Here is a 23,458-nt window from a genome sequence, read left to right on the forward strand (position 1 = left end):
TTCTATTGTACTTTAAAAAAGTGTGAAAGCATAGGAAAACACTATGAAATTCTCTATTATGAGAATAAAAAAAGGCAAACCTACAAAAATGTAGATTCACCTCTTTTTTATGACATTAAACTATTTTGTTTTTTTACGTAATAGATAAACACTAGCACTTAAACATAGCATCAAACCAATTGTTTGCCATACAAAGTCATGACTTGTTCCTGTATTTGGTAAATCGTGTTTATCATATACAAGAGCATAAACAGAGAAATGCGTTGTATAGAAAACAATACCGCCTGATACATCTTCAAAAGGTACATCTTCTTTCACTTGATTATCTTTAATATAATGTACTTTTTGAATGTGATGACGCGTTGGGACAAAGACTTTTGTTTCTCCAGTAATCTGTTCAATTTGTTGTGTTTTTTTGTTGAATACATATATGTCATAAGCAATATGTGGTTGAGAACTTAAAGCAGGGATAGCTTCTCTTTCTTTTACGACTAAAACATGTTTTGCTCTATCATATTGAAGATTAATGGCTTGAATACCTGTTTTTTCATCAATCAACACATGTTCATTTTGTTTCCCTTTGTCAAACTCACTTGGCAACGGACGTACTACTCTCGTACGGCGTGTTGTCGTTGAGGTTGGTTGCGTACTTTGTCCAGATTGTGATGTTGTGACATCTTGACTTGTTATTGTTGTGACAGGACTTTCACTTTGTGTTGTTTGAGTCGTTGTACTTGTGGTCACCTCACCAGCTGGACGGGTCGTTGTCGTTTCATCATTTGGACGGCTTGTTTCTGTTGTCGTCGTTGTTTGAGTGGTTGTGCTTTGCGTTGTTGTTTCTGTTGTTGTTTGAGTAGTCGTTTGGGTCGTTGTTGTTTGAGTTGTCGTTTGACTACTTTCAGTACTTTGAGTCGTTGTCGTTTCTGTAGTTGTACTATCTGATGTTGTTGATGTCGTTGATGTTGTCGCAGGTGGCGTTGGTTGTTCTGTTGGGCTTTCATCTTTTAAGATAAGATGATTAACAGCCGTGTTTAACGCCTCAACTGCTGCATCAATTTGTTCTCTTGTTGCCTGCTCATCATCTAATACAGTTTGTGCTTCTTGTTTACGTGCCATTAGGTCTTGCCAAGATAAATCAGTATAATCTTCTTGTACATAACTATCATTAACATCTGCAACTAAGTCACGTAGCACTTTTTTCATATCATGCTCGTATAAAGAAAATTCAGCTGCTGAACCAAATCCAGCTTCACCCTCTAATACTTCAAGTTTGATATATCGTGCAAGAGAAGGTGCAAATGAGGCAAATTGTTTTGCTTTATCTGGACTAAATCTACCTTCGTATATAGTTGTATAGTCATCAGATTCATTTGTTTTCACAGATAATCTAAAGTGTTTAATATCACCGTTTGTACCATTTTGTCTAGCTACATAACCAAGTTTATCAATCTCTATTTCTTTTTGCATATCTATTAAAATAGTTGCTGGTAAGTCTTGTTTAGCTGGACTCCATTTTGTATGCCAAATGGTATTTAAATCATTGTCAAATGCATTTTGAATACGTCCGTCTTCATTTTCATTATCAGAAGACACCGTAAAGTTCGTTGGATCAATCGGATCATCTTCTTCAGGTGTTGCTTTTGAAATAATTAAATCATCTAATAAACCGTTTAAAGCATGTGTTTTACTACCTACTCTTGAAGCAGGAACAACAAGTGTCGCAAATTTATTGCCAGTTTGTCCTCTTCCTAAAGTATCTGTTAACACATCATTTACATAAAGTTCCGTTTTGTTTTGGTATCCTTTTATCATGACATGTACCCATTCATTTTTTGGTAAGGTATACTCGAATGAATGATCATATCCTTCAAGTGAAATACCCATTTTACCAGTTTCTTTTTGAACTGCTTTTATGGCTACTTTATCAGATTCTAATACAATTTGTTCACCTTCTGCATCAGGGTTTACTTTTACCCAAAATGACACAACATTGTTTGGACCGATATGTTGAATTGGTGTATTAAAGTAACTTGTACCACCATTTAATTTTAAAGCTTTTCCTTTTTTGCCGTCTGCGTACTCCACATTTTCTGCATCTGTTCCATGATACGCATTTCCTGATGTATCATTTAAATTTTGTTTATTGAATGTATATTTTTCAATCGTATCTGTTTTTGATGCAACATCATAATACGGATTATGGTTTGCAGGCTCGCCTATTTGTGTAAGTGCTTGTGTAAAGGTATTGTAATTGCCAATATCTCTGTTTCCCCACAATTTTGTAGCAAGCGTTGGTAAAGCTGCTTGGAAACGTTTATAGACATCGTATTCTGTAATACCGTTCGCTTCTAAGTCAATTTTATCATTCCAAATCGCAAAGGCACCACCTAACATTTGCTCAGATCCTGCTGGAATGGTAACAGAACCCATTTTATTTGGTTCCCATGTTTGATATAAGTTTTGTGTATTTAAGAAGTCATTATAATAGCCTGCACCCGGAACAATATATAAAGGGCCGTCTAATGTGTTGATAAGTTGATAGCCTGCTTTATACATCGCACTAGGATTTGCCCAGCCTGTATTCCAAATATTCATTTGAACATTTTCAGAACGAACAGGTGTTTGTCCTGATTTGGCTGTTAAACTACCCCATAATCTTGGTGTTTTATGTTTTTCATGTGCAAAGGCAAGTAAATCGTCTGTGAATTTTCTAAAACTTTCGTTATTTCCTTCAAATTCATCTACCCCAACATGTATCACGTCTGTATCTCCAAATGTGGCATTATCTCCGTCTAAATATTCATTCCAAACATCTTTTACGAATTGTAAAGCAGCCGGATTGCTTACTTCTAAATGGTCTACCCAACGTCTAACGGCATGATTGGTCATTGTTAAATCAGGTCTTACTTTTGTAAAAGCTAAGGCATGGGCAGGTGTATCAAATTCTGGAACAACTTGTATACCTTTGCGTTTTGCTTCTTGGATAAACGCTTTAAACTCTGCTTTTGTATAGAATAAATCTTTACTCGTTAAGTCTTGTTTATTCAGCCCGTTATTACCGCCTTCTTTAATATTAGACTCTAAACGGAATGCTGAATACGCACCGTAAGGGTTATCTGTTGTTTGGTAACGTTCGACATTGATGAAATTATCATTTAAATGCACGTGTAAGTCATTCATTTTGTACCAAGCCATAAGTTTTAATGTATTTCTTAAATGCTCCATACTAATCATTTTACGACCAACATCTAATACAAATCCACGAACAGCGTATTTTGGATAATCTCTAGCAAGTCCTTTTGGTATTTGTGTAGATTGTTTCAAAAGTTGTAAAAGCGTTTGTGTAGACCAAAAAGCACCTTTGACATGGCTAGCTTCTACACGAATAGCATCATCAATATTCATGAAATAGCCTTCTTCTTTTAAGCCACTATTTTGTGGATTTAAAGAAAAATAAATATCTCCTGCTTGGGTATCTGTCCCTTCCACAATATCAATAGGTTTGCCAGTCAATTCTGTATAACTTTCTTTAAAACTATTCACAACCTCTTGTAAGGCTTGTCTATCAGTAGGATTTACAACAATACGCGTGCTATCCGTTACAGAAAACTCACCTGTGTGACCTTTCCATTCTGCAATCGCAGGAACAACAGTCGGTTTTGCATTATCTGTTTCTTCAACTGTATATTGTCCCGGTACCGTAACAGGAATAGCTGCTGTTTCAATACTGTCTGTACCATTAGAGATTTTGTAGTTTACCACAACAGGTGTATCAACTAATGGTTTGTGTATCGTTAAATCTCTGTCAATAACTTGTTCCAAATCTGCACCAATAAAGGAAACTGTATATCCATTTGGTACTTCTGGTAATGTCCACGTTGTCATGTCTGAAGTAATGTCGGGTATTTGTAAGCCGTTGGCAACATCTTGAAGTGTTACTTGTTTTTCAGGTATAATACGTTCACTATATGCCTCTAGTTCCATAATCGAAACAGTTGCCCAGTTAATTGGTGAATCACTTGTTCGATTTGGAGCACTTGGATTGAATTGATTGATTTGAACTTTAATATAGCGTGCTTGATGTTTTTGATCCAAATTTATCGTTTCTCTAAAGGAGTCTGGTGCCGTTGTAATATGTTTGGCTTCTGTCCAATCTTGTCCATTTTCAGAAACAAGTATTGTGTAATCTTGAGCATTTTTACGCTCCCATTCTAACACGACTGAACCTACTGTTTTGACGTCACCTAAATCGACTTGTAACCATTTTTGGTTTTGTCCAACGGTACTCGCCCATCTTGTATCCACATTACCGTCTGTTGCTTTATTTGCTGCTAAACTATTAGCTTCATTTCCATTTGATGTAGCGTCTTTGTGTAATGCTAAATTCGGCAATGTCATTTCTGAAATCACTTGAAATTCGTACGCAGAAACAGACGCCCAATTTATTTCTCCTCCGTCATAATTGGTCACAACCAATCGTACATAGCGTGCTGTTTGCTCTGTATTTAATCGAACAGTTGTGTCTAATTCAACATAAGTATCATCGTTTTTTTCATAAACCGGTGTATAATCTGTTCCGTTATGAGATGCTTCGATACGAAATCCTTTTACATTTTGTCTTTCCCAAGCGATACGACATTCTTGAAATGCTCTTTCTTGACCTAAATCAACTGTTAATATTTTATCTGTTGTCCCTCTATTTGTTGACCAACGAGATTGATTAGCCTTGACGCTTTCTTCTCTATTGATAATACCGTCAACAGCTTTATCAGCACCCCAATAGTTTGTTTCTGAATCATTTGTCGTCGCCTGTGCATTTAGTGCAATATTAACTTTTTGTGTGATTGTTTCTGTTGCCATAGCGTGATAACCACTAATCCCGACTAAAAATGCTACCATAGACAAAATGCTTAAACCTTTTTTCATTTGCATATTTTTTCGCCCCTTACTTTTTACGACGTGTATAAAGTATCCATAGTCCAATACCTAGTAATAATAAACCAGCACCTAAACCTACTTGTAACCAGTGGTTTTGTTCACCTGTATTCGGTAATCCTTTTGATTGTTCTTTTTGACGATTATTTTGTGTACTGTTTTTATCTGTTACTTGTTGTGAAGAGCCACTAATAAAGTGTACTCTTTGTTTTGTCATTGTTGCATCTGCAATTTCTTTTGGTACAACACTTGTACTTACAGATGTGCTTGTGTTTTCTGTTTTTTCTTGTTTTGTCGTTGTTGTGAGTGTGGTTGTTTCTGTCTGACTTGTTTCAGTTTGACTTGTTGTTGTGGTCGTTGTTGCTTCATCTTTTGGTTGTTCCACAGGTACTTCGTCCGGTTTATTCTCATCTGGTTTATTTTCGTCCGGTTTATTTTCTTCTGGTTCAACCGGTTTAGATGATGTATACACCACACCGTATTTACTAAAGTGTGTTGCTAGGAATACAACTTTGTTTTCTTCACGCATTATGTCAAATGATAAACTTTCTTTTTCGTCTTGCTCATTGATATATACGATTTCTGCCACTGTTTTATTTTCGTTTATGTTTAATGTGACTTTAGCTGGTTGTGTAACTGCCACTTTTTCAGTCGTTCCTTTTTTCACGAAATAAATGTCATATAAATCGTACTCTTTATTCGTTTGATCTAAAGTAGGACTTGTCGTTGGTACAACCTTCATCTCTAAGTCTTTGATAGTATCTGCATCTACCATTTTCACTGTCACATCTTCTGAGATAAATAGATGATATTTTTTTAATTGATTGACTTTATCTTGTAATGCTTGTACCATTTGTGCAATTTGTTCTGCTGTTGCCTCATCATCTTGCAACACACGATTTGCCTCTGTCACTTTTTCTTTTAAGGCAGGGAACCCCTCTGCATAATCGTTTTCGTTTAAAGTCGCAATTTCTTTTAACAAGTTTTGTAATGGTAAACGATTGATGCCATTAGTGGTATACATTTCATAAATGACTGGTCGATTATTTTCTTGCCATGTTAGTTTTACAGTAACAATATCACCTTTATCTTTTAAGTTAAATGTATTGATACCACCTGTTAATTCGCCAATCTCTTGCCAGTCACCCGCACGATTTTGAACACTTACTTTCGCATGAGATACTTCGTCATTTTGAATAACAGTTAAAGCATTATGGAAAGCTGTTTCTGATAAATGATAGAGTAACTCTCCTCCATCTTGTGAACCTCTAAAAGCTGTATTTAAACGATTGTCTACCATATTTTCTGGTCTATCGGCATTTCTTACAGCCGGTGTTACGTCAAAAGTCGGATTATTGGATACTTTTAATTCTTCACGGTCATTTAACACAATCTCATTAAAACGTACCCATTTATCATCACCACTTTTATTTTTCGTTAACATCACTTTAATGTAACGAACAGGTAAATGATTGACATTAGAGGATTTACCTAAAACTTGGACTTCTCTATCTGGATAAACACCTTCAATTTCTAAATCATTTTCAGTATCTCCCAATGTTAAAACATCTGTAAAATCTGTACCATTTTCAGAAACTGAAATTTTACCATGGCGAATATAGTCATGTTCTGAGTCAGATACAATTTGTTTGATTTTGTCTAAAGTAATCGTTTGACCTAAATCGTACACAACGTATTTCCCTGCTAATTGACTATTTTTAAACCATGCTTTAGTATTCCAATCTCCGTCAAATGCAGCTAAAGGATTTTCCATATCCGTAAAGTTTGTATCTTTCACTTTCAATGGTAGAACATCATTTGTTTCGACGTTAAATTGTTGAATATCAAATGTTACTGGATTATCTGTTGTATTTTTTATCACAATATAACGTGCATTTGGAACAGTTTCCAATGTATATGGTTTTAAATCATCTCTATTTGTTCCTGCATAAATTGGTAATTGACTAGTGTGTTCAATAGACACTCGTTTTAAAGAGCGAATACGTTGTAAATCCAATCCAATGTATTCATTTGGTTGTAATGTCACTTGTGTTGTTGGATTTAATGTAAATGTTTGTGGTGTTTGTTTTGCCGGTAATTCTTTTAAACTATCAACATTCGTTTCAATAAGCTGTTGATTGGCTAATGTTGTCACACTAATTTCTCTCATGGCAGCCCATTTTTCTGTACTATCACCATTTCTCAAACGAATATAACGTGCTTTTATATTTTGTTGTGTAGCATCGTATCGAACATCTTTTTGATTGTAAAGCGTATCTGTAAAAGGTTGATACGTCACACCATCAACTGAATATTCAAGTACCGCATTTTTAAAAATATCGTCATTAGATGTTGTTCCTTGTAAAAAGGCAATGTCACCAATACGGTACACCTCATGTAAATCAACGCCTAAATAGGCATCACGAGGTAATGAATCTCCCGCAACACTGTACCAAACGAATGTATTTGGATTATTATCAAGCATATTTGCTTCACTACCACTATAAATACTATTGAAATGAGATGATTTAACTAGCGTAGGTGTTTCTGGAGCAGATTGTGTGTCATCATGTTGTGGCAATACAATTCGTTTCACTTTATCTGCCATTTTCTCTTTTAAAAACTGCATAAATGGCGTTAAACGTTTTGCACCTGCTTCTACTTTATCTACACTACTAATATTTTGTACAGTATGTGTTTTTGATAATTCTTCTTGTGTTGCAGCTTTAGAATATGCCAACCATGCTTTTTCTGTATCGTTATCTTCTAAAGCAATCGCACTTTCAATAAAAGACTGACTTGCTTGTGCAATATTGGCGAGTGTGTTTACCCACGGTGTCATTTCTTCTTTTAATCCTTCATTTTCAGCACCATTTAAAAAATCTTGTGTTGCTTGATACAATACTTGATATTTTTGTATCAAAGATGTACCTACTTCTTTGATAGATGTTCCATTTTCTACTGCTTGTTGATAAGATGCAATCAAATCTTTAAATGCTTCTGATTCCTCCATGACTAAACCATGTCCACTTGGAGATACATCTTGTAAATGTCTTGTAATTTCTAATAAAGCATCTGTTTGGTTTTTTTCAATATATGCCATACCGTCATGCCACACATCATCAGAAGAAAAATGGTGTGTATTCCAACCGTAGTTAATTGTAGCAAAAACACCAACTTTACTTGCTTGTGCTTGTTGCATTGGATTGGTCACTAAACCAGCTAAATCAGTAACACCTGTTTCTAATAATGTACCAGCTGGGCCCATTAGTAAACGGCTTTTTTTATAATCATTTACAGGCCAGTTCAACCAAAAATACGGTGCTCTACCTGGGTGTCCATCTGTTGTAGAAGATGTTTTAAAACGATTGATTGTTTGATTCGTTACTCTATTAACAACTGTTTCACCTGTCCAGAAAAATTGAATATTATCCGGTGCTTCATTCAGTTTTTTCATTTCTGAAAAATTTCCTTGGAAAGATGTATTATAGCCAGCCGGACAAAATAGAATATCTTCTACATCTCCTTTATCTTTTGCCCATTGACTAATATCATTTAATAAACGTAATAATTGATTGCGATCAATAGAACCAACATCATCGGCTAAAATACCAAATTGACGTACCCCCGTTGTATACAGTTGTTCAAATTTATTGATTAAATAACCATAATTCTCTTCATACTGTGAAAAATTAAAGCGAGCCCCACTCATAAATGGATGAATTGTCCAAACAAACCGTGTTTTTGTTAATTTACCCACTTCTACTAATTCACGTATTTGTGCTAATTTTTCTTCTGGATATAGAGTTTTCCATTGTTGACTATGATAAATGTCATCTTTTGGTGCAAAAATATATGTATTAGCCTTAAATTGACCTGCAAATGCATTAAAGATTGACGATTTTCATGAGACCATGGAATACCGTAATACCCCTCAATAAACCCACGATATTTCACATCTGCATAATCGGAAATTGTAAGATAACGAAGCGTTTGGTTTGTTGCTTGTGTTAATATTTGATGTAATGTTGTCAAACCAAAATACGCTGCATCTTTATGTTTTCCAATAATATGAACACCTGTTGCGTTAATGTTTAATGAATAAGCATCCCAATGACTAAACAAGTTTTCTTGTGTATCCGTTATTTCAACATTTAATGATATACCATTGTCTACTTTTTGAGTTACTTCTTGAAAAGCAATATGATGTGCTGTCAATAACTGACGTGCATAAGCTTTCGTTTCTTCATCAATTCCATTTCCAAAATAAAGCGAAATCGTCTGATTACTTAATGATAAATTTTCTTCTTGATAAGTGATGCCTTGTACTGTTGGATAGAATTGATATGCGTTTTCTGTTGCATGTATTGTTGTTGCTCCAATGATGCAAAGGAACATCACACACATGGCACTTATCCATTTTATGATTTTATTCATTTTTTCCTCCCTTTTATACCACCATGCTCCCAATCCAAATATGATAAAACGCATTCCGACAAACACATAAAAAGTGTTGCGTTGAAACGTATTTGGTAAATGGTTATTACATGTGTATCATTGACGTGTCCTATTTAAAGACTGTAATACTAACGGTTATTCTGTATGAATGATATTATTCGTTCTAAGTGAATGATTTCTTTAGTCAATAAAAGATATTTAAATTTTATTAATTGATTTATATATTAGCTATATTCCTTAATAAAATACTAATCACTTTAATTGTATACGGTTACATATTTTTGTTATATTGTTTATTTTAATTTAAATCGCTAAAGAATTTGTTTGTATTTTTATGGTTGTTTTGACAATGTATCCGATATGAGATAATACATAAGGTAACACTATGAACAATACCATTTCTAATTCTATATAATGTTTCTTTCATATGCGCTCTATATCAAAAGAGATAACCAATCACACAAGACGCTATCTTGTGTGATTGATATTCTTTACTACTATTCTGCTTTTCGTTTTTTAGATACGATACTCATTACTGTACCAACAATAGTGCCAATAAGTCCAATAGTAATCATTGAAGTAGACGCATCCCCTGTATTCGGTAAATGTTTCCCTACTGGTTTTTCCCCTTGTTGACTTGGTGATTCTTTATCAGATGCTGTTGTGTGACGAATAGAAATAGAAATACGAGGTTTTTCTTGTCTAACACTAGATTCAGCATCAGCATTTTCACTTGGACGTTTTTGTGTTGTTGTCGTCACTTTTTCTGTTTGTGTTGCTGATACCTGAGAACTTGTTGTTTCTGTATTTGTTTGTGTTGTTGTTTCCGTAGTCATCTCAGTTGTGGATGATGTACTTGTCATTGTTGCCGTTGTAGTTGTAGTTGTAGTTGTTGAACTTTCATCTTTTGGTATTGGTTTATATGCAATTGCATAATGACTAAAGTGTTCAACATGGAAAGTAACACTTGTTTTCTCTTCATTCATCGTAAACGGTACTTCTTCAAGTGTGCGTTTATCGGTTTCTGAAACATGATACACATGCTCAACTTCTCTTGTTACTGGAATAGTTACATCTGCTGATTCTTTAATTTGTTTTTTCTCTCCATTTTTATCGACAAAATACATGTCATAAAGATCATGATCTTCTGGTTTTAAGTCAACGACTTCACTTGCCAAATGTTTCACAACAAATGCATATACATCATTTGCTAAACCAGATACAGGAATACGAACAGTTGCCTCTGTATCTTTGTCATCATCTTCAAATATTGCTACTTTTCCATCCTCAATGATTGTCACATGCATACCATTCGTCACAAAATCAGGAATAGATTCTAATTTCGTTAATGCTTCGACTAAGTAATTCAATGTTGCTGGTGTTAATAACTGATGTTCTTTCGCATAAGCAAATACTTCTTTAATACGATTCACTTTATCTTCTACACCATATAAGGTTCCCGCTTTTTCAAGTGCTTCTGTATAAGGTGTTTCATCAAGTATTGGTTTTTCTTTTTCAGGAAGTAAGAAGTACAGTTCTGCTGCTGATTGGAATGTATTTTCAGAATCTCCATAAGATGATGTCCCCGTTAAAACAATTTTTTTCGCTTTAATGGTTTCACCAAATTCTAACCATTTTTCTTCAGCATTATTCGCCCAATTTTCCGCTGAATAAGTATGCTCTTGACCTTTATCATCTGTCACAACAAGTGTCGCATTTCTTAAAATACCATTACTTCCTGATTGACGTGGAGTATAAACAAAACCTGTAATATCTTTAGGTTCTTTTAATACAATTGTCACAGGTCTATTGATCGCCACTTCACTCCATGGCGTATGCCATATTGTTGATAAATCTCCGTCAAATGCACGCATAATGTCTTCGCCACTTTGTGAAGGAGCATCTGCACTTTCAATATCTTCTGGTGTAATCACTGTTTCTTCCGGTTCAAGAGCATTGTACACATCATCCACTTTCGCAATAACAGCACGTGCCTCATCAAGCGTAATTGTTTCAGGCACTAAATTCAATGCAAATAACGCTTCTTTATAAGCATTTAATGTTTCTACTGTATAACCTTCTGGAATTGGTAAATGTTCTTTCAAATAATTATCAATGAGCATTTTTCCTGTTAATTCGATTTCTTCAATCATCAAATTATCTAACATAAAGTCATTATATCCTTTAAAGTTAACAGCTTTTCCTGCATCGCCTCTTGTATCTCCTGCTGTACTTGTTGATAAAATACCAATCCATGTGTTTTCAGATTCATCTCCTGTTACAAGGAATGATGCATGTTTTGCGGTATCACTATTTACCCATGTATTCTCCAGTGGTGTTTGTTTTTCTAACGTATTTGGATTTTCATAAGCTCTATTTCCTACAACAAAGGCATACGTATTATCGCTACCACTTTCATAGTCAAATGACACACGATATGTTTTACCAGCTTCAAATCTAAAGTTTTGTGGAATGGTTTGATATACCAATTTATTCCGTCCACTCAACCCATTTGTTTTTAATGACCAATTTCCCTCAATAACATCAGAGATTTTTTTATCATTCCAACCTCTTTGTGTATATGGTTCATGTTTTTCAGATAAGTGTGTACGATTATCTTCAACATTTTCGACACCGCCAATGACAAATGGGAAAATACCTTGTGCAACATTTTCAAAATCTTGTTTAAAGACGGTTTTTGATGTTGAATCATGTGATTCATTATACATAGTAGATTGATTTTCAAAAATACGAATATCATCAAAATAAGTTGCCCCATCTCCAGTTTCTTTTGATAATGTTAATGTCACATTATCGACATTATCTCCAGTTGTAAAGTAAACGTACATATTTTGGAATAAACTTTTATTATCTATTGTTGCATTTTGTGACAATGTATTGTGTGCGTAAGCTTTAACATAGTTAGAAGCAATAGAATGTTTCGTGTAATTTTCAATTTCTTTTTCTCCTGTGTTCACACGAATAAAGGCTTTAGCATCACTTCTATTGTCTACGCCTACATATGCCGCATAAGTTGTATTTGGTTTTAGTCCTGTTAAACGTTGTGTTAAAGAAACTGTTTCTTGATTTCCTGACAAGCGCAACATTGGATTATCTCCTTGAGAACGTACAATTTCAGCAGATGCTGTATCTCCAGAAATTGTCCATTGACTTAATGAACCACTATTAAACCCTTGATCGACAAGATGCATGCCACTACTCCAAGAAACGTCTATATTTTGTTGTGGCGTACGATATAGTACATACGGTTGATTTGATAATTCATCTAATTGAATAGCACCATTTTGTACAGGAATTTGTTTTTCTTCTACTTTTCCTAAGTCTGTTAGTTTATATAAATAAACATGACTTACTTGCCAATCATCTGGTAATTGCCACTGTGTTGCACCTGATTGTGTATTGAAGTAGTACATTTTTTGTTTTTCTTGTGGCAATGGTTGCCCATTTGCGTCCCAATTCCAAGGTACCAAATATGCAGAACCATCTTGAATCATACGTCCATTTAATGAAACGGTACGTTGTCTATACTCAGCACTAGAAACATTATTTGATTTTCTGTTAATAACGAGCTGATTATTTTGTGGATCCGTTAATGTTACAGACATTTCTGGTGTATAAGAATAGGTAGAGCCATTATCAGTCATGGACACAGGTTGTCCTAAAGTCATATTCGATACAGTAAAATGTTGGAAATATTTTGTCATGACATCATTGGCAAATAAGTTTGTAATATATCCTCTATAATCACTTCTTCCTTGCCAACCTTCAAAATCTTTCATGCTGTATCCACCAAGTAATGGATAGTTGGCAGCACCACCATAAGAAGGATAATCTCCTACCCATGAATCTTTTTGATGATTACGAATAAATCTTACAATATCACTATTGATACCTTTTAAGCGATATCCACCATACGTTAAGTCGGCTGCCCAATGTTGAAATGTTGAGTCATATTCACCTGCATAACCCCATTCAAAACTAGCTCTCCAACCTAATTCATTGATTTCTTTTGCCAACATATGTGTTGCCCATGCATTATTATCTCCAGATTGTCCATTACCCCAAACATCCACATAAATAAAATCTAGACCTTCTCCAAGAACATTTTTCAAATCTTTGAAACGATTAGCACGTCCATTTGCCATATCATAAGCAGCGTTGATATTGATACCTTGATCTAGCCAGTTCCAGCCATAACTATATTCACCGCTAGCTGTTTTCATCAATCTATCTTCTGAAAAGTAAAGAGATTCTGGATATGTTTCTGATGCATTGACGTGTATCCCTAATTTCGCACCAAATGGTTTTGCTTCGGCAATCAATGTTTTAAAATCTTCTGCTCCACCAATACGTTTTCCAATATCTGCATAATTCAAATGACCTGAGTCATGACCTTCACTACCATATCCTTTTAATAAAATAGATTGTCCTAAACCGTCTGTATGTAAAGCAATTTTTTTAATACCATCCAGTGTCATTAAAAATGGATTTTGTGCTTGAGATCCAAAGTTCATAGCGATACGATATGCTACCAAATCTGGCACACTTTCATATCCTACTGGATTATTCATAATATCACGATAAGCAATGGCTCCATCTTACCAATCAACAACTTGGTCGTTATTTCTATCTTTTGTGACAACTATTTTTGCACTTGGCAACACAAAAGTACGTTCATGATATACTTTGTTATCATGTGCTTTTTGATAAATGAATGGTGAACTACCAATACCGATATATGCTTGTGAGTCAGCATTATGTTTTGAAACACGCAAACGTGTATAATCATTACCGCCACCACCAGAACTATATTGTGAATTACTCCATACACCAGCAGCTAAATGATTGTCTGATACAAAACCATACATAAATCCTCTTTCAAAATCTTCTGCTGTTTTTAATTCTGATGGACGATAGTACACATCACCTTTTTCATGTGTATTGACAGACATTCTAGCTCCTGAGAAACTAGATTGTGCATTCTCACTTGATACAGAAACAAAGTACCCCGGTATATCAATCGTTTGAATAAGTTTTCTAACATCATCTATTTGTTGCTCTGGAACAACTTCATAATGATTCTCAATATCAATCACATCATAGTGAACAATATTATTCTCTACTTTTATTTGAACTTTAATAACAGCATCAATCAAATCTGCTTCTGATTTCAGTGTCATCGTATAAATAGCTTTGTCATTATCCACTTTAGAATAAGCTACTTGTGGTGTTATGTCATGCCCGTTGATACGTACTGTATTTGTTGCTGTTACTTGTCCTTGTAATCGCTCATCTCCCAATTTATATTCACGAATACGTGGAAATGCTTGATCTACTTTTACATCAAGCGTACCAGATGTTAATGTATCATAATTTGCTTGATTATCCACTTCAGTAATAGATGTTCCTGCTGGGACATTTCCATTATCTGATTGTGTAGATACATTTTCTTGATTGTCTGTTACAATGGCTACCTTAGTCACTTGATCACCAAATTTACCGACTTTTAACGCAACTTTTCGACTATCTTGTAAAGCATCTAACACATTCTGTGGCACAACTTCTGTGTTAATAACAGCGTTTCCATTTACAGTTGCATTTAATTGTCCATCATGTTTTAAGCTGACAACTAATTCATTTCTTGAATTTTTAGCAGGTGCTGCAATCCTTGAACCTTGATACCATCTATCAACGCCAGGTGCTTTATACTGCCAAAACCATCCTTCTTTATCATATCCAACAAAAATATGATTATTAGCATCTTTATGGCGTAATAACACACCAAAACGACCATGACCTGTTTCTGATTCTTCAACAAAAGTTAGCCCCACTGTAACGTTTCCCTCTTCATCAACTTGCAACCCTTGTTTTTCAAAAACAGCCATATTCGTACCGTTATCGTTCCCATTAACCGCTTCCAATACATTGTAACGAATACCTTCCTGTTCTTTTACAGTTGCTTTTCCTTTAATTGCAGATGTAGAAACCCATTCTAAATAGTGATTCTCCTCATTCGAGGTTGTAGTTGGTTGTGTCATTTCAACTCCCACTGCTTGATAATTTTGTATTAGCGTTACCGATGCTAAAACCATAGAACATAAACTAAGAGTAAAAAGTGTTCGAGTATACTTTTTAGTTTTTAAAGTGTTCACCATATTTTTCCCTCCTTTTTAAACGTTTACACTTTCAAAAACAATAATTCATAAACCCCCTCCTTTTATGTTAAAAAACACAATTTTTATTCTCTATATTATTATATTATATAATATAGTAAATTTGTCAAATATTTTTTGAACAAATAAAAAGAGTTTAATCAAAAAATAAATGATTAAACTCTTTTTATAACTATTTACACAACCTGTTCTAATCGGTCTGGTCTAAATCCTGAAAAAGGCTCTTCTCCGTCAATTACAACAACTGGTAATGACGAAAATCCAAGATCTTTTACTTCTGCCATTGCTTCGTCACTTTCCATAACATCTTTCACGATAAAATCAACTTGATGTTCTTCTAAAAACTGTTTTGTAAATTGACATTGCATGCAATTTGGTTTTGAATAAACAATAATAGATTTACCCATTATAATTCTCCAATCTTTCTTCGATACTGTTACATCATACATGAAATTATCAAAATATGCAACTAAATGATATTCACATATACTAAATATTGTGTTTACTGTATTCTAATACGTTTTATAAAATGAGTTTGTTCAAGTTTATCTCTTACCCAACTTGCAATTTTTGCATACATCAAAATCGAGATAATTGTGCCTTCTCGAATGGGTAATGCCTCTTGTAATATAAAACACACAATAACAGCAAAACCAACTAAACAGACGTCATACCACTGTCTAAAACGACGAAAATTAAAATTCCCTTTCTCACACAACACTAATCCTAATGCTTCAATCGGTGAACTCACACAATTTAAAGCAATCATACATCCAACAGAAATTGCAGCAATGATGTAACCAATAACTGCCAGTATTAGTTGAAAAGGATAATGTGTTATCGTTATATGGGACAGCACATAGGTTAATATCATGGAAATAGATGTGCCTAATACAAAAGATACCGGAATTTGTAAAAACTGACGTACCCTAAAATTTTTTCTTAAAATGAGGATTTGTAAAAAAACACACATCATATTTGTCACCGTTGTCATTGTTCCTATATCATAACCAGTCAAATACGACCATGATAAATTAAAAGCATCAATACTCCCTAATCCAATATCTGCTTTAACGCTGAAACTAACTCCTATTCCTAAAAACACAACTGATAGAATCGTTAGTAAAAAATTAACGATGTTTTCCCTCATATTTTATACTCCGCTTGCAATTCTAAAATAATATCTCTCAATGTTGCTGCTTTTTCAAAGTTCAATTCTTTTGCAGCTTGTTTCATTTCTAATTCTAAGTGATGAATGCTCTCTTTTCTTTCTGCTTTAGTCATTTCTTTGTAAGACTTCGTATGCTCCACTTCTTTTTCAGCCACTTGCGTAATCGCAATTAAGTCGCGGATGTCTTTTTTAATCGTTTTTGGCACAATACCGTGCTCTTGATTGTAAGCTTGTTGAATACTTCGTCGACGATTCGTTTCATCAATGGCACGTTGCATCGAATCCGTTATTTTATCTGCATACATAATCACCTTTCCTTCAGCGTTACGTGCAGCACGTCCAATCGTTTGCACAAGGGAACGTTCACTTCTTAAAAATCCTTCTTTATCGGCATCTAAAATCGCTACTAAGGTCACTTCGGGTACATCTAATCCCTCACGCAACAAGTTAATACCAACTAAAACATCAAATGTTCCAACACGCAAATCTCGAATAATTTCTGTTCGTTCTAGTGTATGAATATCACTATGCAAATATTTCACTTTAATACCAATATCTTTTAAATAATCCGTTAAATCTTCTGACATTTTTTTTGTTAATGTCGTAATAAAAACACGTCCACCTTTTTCGATTTGTTCGTTAATTTCACTCACTAAATCATCAATTTGTCCTTTGATTTTTCTCACTTCAACTGGTGGATCTAGTAATCCTGTTGGACGAATAATCTGTTCGGTAACAGTCGGTGTTTGTGCCAATTCATACGGCCCTGGTGTTGCTGAAATATAGATAATTTGATTTACTCTGTCTTCAAATTCCTCTAATCGCAGTGGACGATTATCAACTGCACTTGGCAATCGGAATCCATATTCAACTAAGCGTTCTTTTCTGGCTCTATCACCATTATACATACCTCGAACTTGCGACATTGTAATGTGCGATTCATCAATAACAATCAAATAATCATCTGGGAAAAAGTCTAATAATGTATAAGGAGGTTCTCCCGGTTGACGACCATCCATATGTCTGGAATAATTTTCAATACCATTGCAATAACCCATTTCAAGCAACATTTCAATATCATAGTTTGTACGTTGTTCCAATCGTTGTGCTTCTAATAATTTATTGTCGGCACGAAGTTCACTCAAGCGTTCCTCTAACTCTTCTCGAATAGAGTCAATCGCTTTTAAGGTTTGTTCTTCACTTGAAACAAAATGTGCCGCTGGAAAAATGGCAACATGAGAACGGGTCGCTTTGACATCGCCTGTTAGCACGTCTATTTCTTGAATACGATCAATTTCATCTCCAAAAAAGGACACACGAATGGCTTGAGAATCTCTTGATGCCATAAAAATATCGACACTGTCACCTCTTACACGAAATGTTCCGGGTCTAAAGTCAAAATCATTACGTGTAAATTGCATGTCAATCAAACGATGTAATACGTCATCGCGTTCAATAATTTGTCCCTCACGCAACGACAATACGAATTTTTTATATTCTTCTGGATTAACCAATCCATAAATACACGATACAGACGCAACAATAATAACGTCTTTCCGCTCAACTAAAGCACTTGTTGCCGAATGACGTAGTTTATTGATTTCATCATTGACGCTCGATTCTTTTTCAATATATGTATCGCTAGAAGGAACATACGCTTCTGGTTGATAATAATCATAATAACTCACAAAATATTCAACTGCATTATTTGGAAAAAATTCTTTTAATTCACTATATAACTGTCCCGCTAATGTTTTATTATGTGCCAATACTAAAGTTGGCTTATTTACTTCTTTAATAACATTAGCAATCGTAAATGTTTTTCCTGTTCCTGTGGCACCTAATAGTGTTTGTGCCATTTTCCCTTGTTGGATACCTGCGACTAATTCTTTAATCGCTTGTGGCTGATCGCCACTTGGTTGATAGGGAGAAACTACTTCAAAAACATGCTCACCCATTTCTTCTCTCCTAACTTATCTTTATTCAGTAACATCTTATCATACAATCCATAGAATGACTATTTTCTTGTATGGCAAAATAATAGACAAATTTTTTATTTTTTAATATGATAATACTATCAATATAAATTAGAAATGAGCGAATAGAATGTTACTAATGAAAGATATTATCCGTGAAGGACATCCAACGTTAAGAGAAAAAGCAGCACCTCTTTCTTTTCCACTAACACAAGAAGAAAAAGACATCGCAAAAGAAATGCTTGCGTTTTTACACAATAGCCAAAATGAAGAAATTGCTGAAAAATATGAATTACGTGCAGGTGTTGGACTAGCAGCACCACAAATCAATGTATCTAAACAAATGATTGCACTTCTTGTTCCAGGAGAATACGAAGATGATCCGTTTATTTTAGATATGGTTATGATTAACCCTAAAATTATAAAACACTCTGTCCAACAAACATGTTTAAAAACTGGAGAAGGTTGCCTATCTGTTGACCGTGAAGTACCCGGTTATGTCCCTCGCTTTTCAAAAATCACACTAGAGTATTTTGATATAGACGGTAATAAGCAAAGCATGGTACTAAAAGGATTCCCTGCCATTGTCGTACAACACGAAATCGACCACTTAAATGGGATTATGTTTTATGACCGTATCAATGAAACAGAGCCATTTAAAGAATTAGAAAATATGACAATTATTGACTAATGAACAACCCTGACACAACACTTTTAAAGAGTTGTGTCAGGGTTGTTTTTCTAAAAAAGCATGAAATCAATCTGTTTAATGAGTTGATTTCATGCCTTTTTGAGTATAATCAAATCTGTTCATTAAAATAGATATTGACTTTTAGGCTAGTTCCAAAAATATTACTTATTTCTTTTCACTAACACTATATGATTAACGTTGGCGTTTGTATGGCTTTAAATTCCAAATTTCATCAACATAACGTAAAATCGTATAGTCAGATGAGAATGGCCCCGCATTAGCAACATTTTGCAAGGACATTCTTGTCCAACGTTCTTTATCTTTGTAGGCTCTATCCACTTCTTCTTGTGTCATGACATAACTTTCAAAGTCTTGTAGGACAAAATACTCATCATTGTAAGTGACAAGCGAGTCAAAAATCTCTTGACCTTCATGTGCTGTATGTGGCACTGTACCGTCCAATAATGCGTTTAGGACACGGTGAACTTTTGGATTGGTTTCATAAATATGACGTGCATTATATGAGCCATTTTCATAAAAGGCTTCAACTTCACGATTAGACATACCAAATGTAAAGAAGTTTTCTGCACCTACATAGTCACGAATTTCAACATTGGCTCCGTCCAATGTCCCAATCGTTACGGCACCATTTAACATCAATTTCATATTACTTGTTCCAGATGCTTCTTTTCCAGCTAATGAAATTTGCTCAGATAAATCTGCCGCTGGAATAATCAATTCTGCTAGTGAAACACCATAATTTTCAACAAAGACAATTTTTAATAAATGATTCACATCTATGTCATTATTAACAAGATCTGCCAGAGCATTGATAAATTTAATAATAGATTTAGCATATGTATAACTTGGTGCTGCTTTTGCTCCAAAAATAAAGACCCTAGGTACATAATCAATATTTGGATTTTCTTTAATCGTTAAATAACGTAATAAAATATGCAGAGCATTTAATAATTGACGTTTGTACGCATGTAGACGTTTAATTTGTACATCAAAAATAGCATCTATTGGTAATTCAATACCTTTTTCCTCAAGAACATATTTAGCAAAACGTTCTTTATTTAAACGTTTAACATCTTGCAAGGCATGCAATACATCATTATCATCTTGATATGCTTTTAATAATTTTAATTCGGTATGATTAAAATGCCACTGGGTACCAATGGTTTTATCAAGTAATTCTGTCAAATCTGGATTGGCAAGTTGCAACCAACGTCTTTGTGTAATACCATTTGTTTTATTGTTAAACTTCCATGGGTACATTTCATAAAAATCTTTTAATGTAGCATTTTTTAAAATATCCGTATGTAGTTTTGCTACACCATTGACACTATGGCTACCAATAATAGCTAAATTTGCCATTTTAATTTGGCCGTCTAAAACAATAGCTGTGCGTGTTGTTAATTCAATGCCATAAATAGCTGTTTTCTTTTCAAAATGACGACGATTAATTTCTAAAATAATTTGATAAATACGTGGCAATAATGTTTCAACCATGTCACAAGACCAACGTTCCATGGCTTCTTGTAAAATTGTATGGTTCGTGTAACTAATTGTATTTTTCGTAATTTCCCACGCTTGTTCCCAGGATAAATGCTCTTCATCTAATAAAATACGCATCAATTCTGGAATACATAACGTTGGATGTGTATCATTGATATGAATGGCAATTTTATCTGGAAAAGCACGCCATGGTAAATTCAAGTGTTTAAAATAACGTACAATGCTTTGTACACCAGCACTTGAGAAGAAATATTCTTGTTTTAAACGCAGTAATTGCCCGTCATAATTCGAATCATCTGGGTACAATACTTCAGTAATTTTCTTAATTTCTTCTCGTTCTTTTTCTAAGTTAAAATGCTCTTCTTCACCATAAGGAATTTCAGCAGACCACAAACGTAAATTATTCACCACACCATTTTGATACCCGACTTGTGCAACATCATACGGTACAGCTAAAATATTTAACGTATCTTCATACTGAGGTTCTAATTGTCCTTGATGATTTGGTACAAGATTTACTCGTCCACCAAATCGAACAATAACGGATTTATTTTCTTTTCTAACTTCCCATAAATTACCATTACGTAACCAGTTTTCAGGTAATTCTACTTGATATCCGTCAACAAATTTTTGTTTAAACAAGCCATAACGATAGCGAATACCACAGCCGTGTCCCGGCGAACCTGTTGAGGCAATCGAATCCATAAAACAAGATGCTAGTCTTCCTAAGCCTCCATTTCCTAAAGCTGGGTCTACTTCTGCTTTTGCTAAATCATCTAAATTTAAGTTTAAATCTTGCAATCCTTTTTCTACCGTTTTTAATAAACCTAAATTCAATAAATTATTTTTTAGCATACGTCCTGGTAAAAATTCCATAGAAAAATAATAAACTTGTTTTTGTTTATTTTTTTCATAACGTTGATTTGTTTTTACCCAATTTTCATTAATAATAGACTTTATAATATCCGATAAAATATATAATTGCTCTACATTAGATCCTTGTGTGTAATCATAGGCATACACATCAATGAACCTTTTTTTGTATAAAGTAACAAATTGTTCGATATTCATTCTCTACTCCTTTTTAATGTTTTTGATACAACTCAATATAGGCTTTTGCAGGAAAGACCCAATCAAATGTTTGTGACATAGCTTGTTTAACTAACTGTTGCCATTTATCTGGTTCATTAAAATAAAGAGAAAGTGCTTGATAAATGACATCTAATAAAACGTACTCGGAAAAATCATAAAAACTAAATCCAGTACCTTCACCTGTAAATTGATTATATGGTATCACTGTATCTTTTAATCCACCGGTTTCATGTACAAGAGGTAATGTACCATATCTTAATGCAATCAGTTGAGATAAGCCACAAGGCTCAAAAGCAGACGGCATTAAAAATATATCGCTTCCTGCATAAATACGCTGTGCTAAACTTACATCAAATGTAATCAATGCTCTACATTTGTGTGGATATTTATTTGCAAGATGAATAAACGCCTCTTCAAAAACGGCATCTCCAGTACCTAAAATGACGACTTGTACATCTTGTTGTAAGACTTCTTCTAATGTTTGTGCAACAAGTTGAAATCCTTTTTGATCGGTTAAACGTGAAACAGCACTCAATAAAGGAACATCTTCTCGAATAGGTAAGCCTAGTTCTTGTTGTAAACTCGTTTTATTTTTTGTTTTATTTTTCAATGATTGACTTGAAAAATGATACGGAATATGTGTATCCGTTTCAGGATTGTTTAGTTCATAGTCAATCCCATTTAAAATACCGGTAACTTTCCAAGAATTATGGCGTAACACATCATCTAACCCTTCGCCGAATTCACTTGTCATGATTTCTTTGGCATAGGTTGGACTAACTGTTGTGACAACATCAGAAAAGTTAATGCCTGCTTTTAAATAGTTGAGACTATCATAGTATTTTCCACCATCATCTGTCAACATTGTATAGTATGTATCAAAGATACTTTCTAACACAATCGGATCATAAATACCTTGGAATCTTAAATTATGAATGGTTAATACTTTTTTGATGTCTTTAAATGCATCTACCCAATGGTATTTATCCACTAATAAAGCAGGTATCATAGCTGTATGCCAATCATTAACATGTAAAACATCGGGTATAAAATCAATTTTTTGCATCATTTCAATAACAGCTAGTGAAAAATAACCAAAGCGCTCTCCGTCATCCCACTCTCCGTATAGTGTACCACGATCAAAATAATCTAAATTATCAATAAAATAATAGGTAACGCCATCCATGTATAAGGTTTTAACACCAACATAGCAATCTTTTTGCCCAACTTTTATTGTAAACCATAATAAGTCTTTTATCTTATCTTTATAAACTTGTTTTATATGTGTATAAAATGGTGTGACAACACGAATGTCAATTCCTTGTTTTGCAAGCTCTTTTGGTAAAGCATACGCAACATCTGCTAATCCACCTGATTTTGAAAATGGCACAACTTCTGAACTGGCAAATAATACCTTCAT

9 protein-coding genes and 2 pseudogenes are annotated in these 23,458 nt (G+C 34.2%); 1 reads left to right on the forward strand and 10 read right to left on the reverse strand.

What is annotated here, in order from left to right; translation table 11 throughout:
- Positions 1–120: 120 nt before the first annotated feature.
- The 8 genes and pseudogenes from GMA11_RS04800 to uvrB all read right to left on the reverse strand — a co-directional run bounded on the left by GMA11_RS04800 (position 121) and on the right by uvrB (position 18,716).
- A complete protein-coding gene (locus tag GMA11_RS04800) occupies positions 121–4,932 on the reverse strand; it encodes a discoidin domain-containing protein (protein ID WP_163546088.1) in 4,812 nt (1,603 codons plus the stop codon).
- Positions 4,933–4,945: 13 nt separating this feature from the next.
- A complete protein-coding gene (locus tag GMA11_RS04805; protein ID WP_370516574.1) occupies positions 4,946–6,709 on the reverse strand; it encodes a discoidin domain-containing protein in 1,764 nt (587 codons plus the stop codon).
- A 392-nt stretch (positions 6,710–7,101) separates the two neighbouring features.
- Positions 7,102–9,426, reverse strand: a pseudogene (locus tag GMA11_RS09500) (glycoside hydrolase family 20 zincin-like fold domain-containing protein).
- Between the two features lie 464 nt (positions 9,427–9,890).
- Positions 9,891–10,700: an LPXTG cell wall anchor domain-containing protein gene (locus tag GMA11_RS09505; protein ID WP_163546105.1), complete on the reverse strand. Its 810-nt coding sequence runs from the start codon at positions 10,698–10,700 to the stop codon at positions 9,891–9,893.
- Between the two features lie 27 nt (positions 10,701–10,727).
- A pseudogene (locus GMA11_RS04820) lies at positions 10,728–15,407 on the reverse strand (endo-alpha-N-acetylgalactosaminidase family protein); the annotation flags it as partial.
- A 356-nt stretch (positions 15,408–15,763) separates the two neighbouring features.
- The gene (gene nrdH / locus GMA11_RS04825; protein WP_163546091.1) at positions 15,764–15,994 is read right to left on the reverse strand and encodes a glutaredoxin-like protein NrdH; all 231 of its coding nucleotides are present in this window, start codon (positions 15,992–15,994) and stop codon (positions 15,764–15,766) included.
- A gap of 95 nt (positions 15,995–16,089) precedes the next feature.
- Positions 16,090–16,737, reverse strand: a complete 648-nt coding sequence (locus GMA11_RS04830; protein ID WP_163546092.1) for a YitT family protein — start codon at positions 16,735–16,737, stop codon at positions 16,090–16,092.
- Entirely contained in the window at positions 16,734–18,716 is a 1,983-nt protein-coding gene (uvrB, locus tag GMA11_RS04835) for an excinuclease ABC subunit UvrB (protein WP_163546093.1), read from the reverse strand. Before uvrB ends, GMA11_RS04830 begins: the two co-directional genes overlap by 4 nt.
- A 148-nt stretch (positions 18,717–18,864) precedes the next feature.
- On the opposite strand from uvrB, the gene def reads away from it, so the two are divergent.
- Positions 18,865–19,425, forward strand: coding sequence for a peptide deformylase (gene def / locus GMA11_RS04840; protein ID WP_163546094.1), 561 nt, complete (start codon positions 18,865–18,867; stop codon positions 19,423–19,425).
- 192 nt (positions 19,426–19,617) lie between these two features.
- On the opposite strand, the gene GMA11_RS04845 is transcribed toward def, so the two are convergent.
- Together GMA11_RS04845 and glgA are read right to left on the reverse strand one after the other, a co-directional pair.
- Positions 19,618–22,017, reverse strand: a complete 2,400-nt coding sequence (locus GMA11_RS04845; RefSeq protein ID WP_163546095.1) for a glycogen/starch/alpha-glucan phosphorylase — start codon at positions 22,015–22,017, stop codon at positions 19,618–19,620.
- 13 nt (positions 22,018–22,030) lie between these two features.
- A complete protein-coding gene (gene glgA / locus GMA11_RS04850; protein ID WP_163546096.1) occupies positions 22,031–23,458 on the reverse strand; it encodes a glycogen synthase GlgA in 1,428 nt (475 codons plus the stop codon).

The sequence above is a fragment of the Granulicatella sp. zg-ZJ genome, from assembly GCF_010892355.1.
Taxonomy (GTDB): domain Bacteria; phylum Bacillota; class Bacilli; order Lactobacillales; family Aerococcaceae; genus WM01.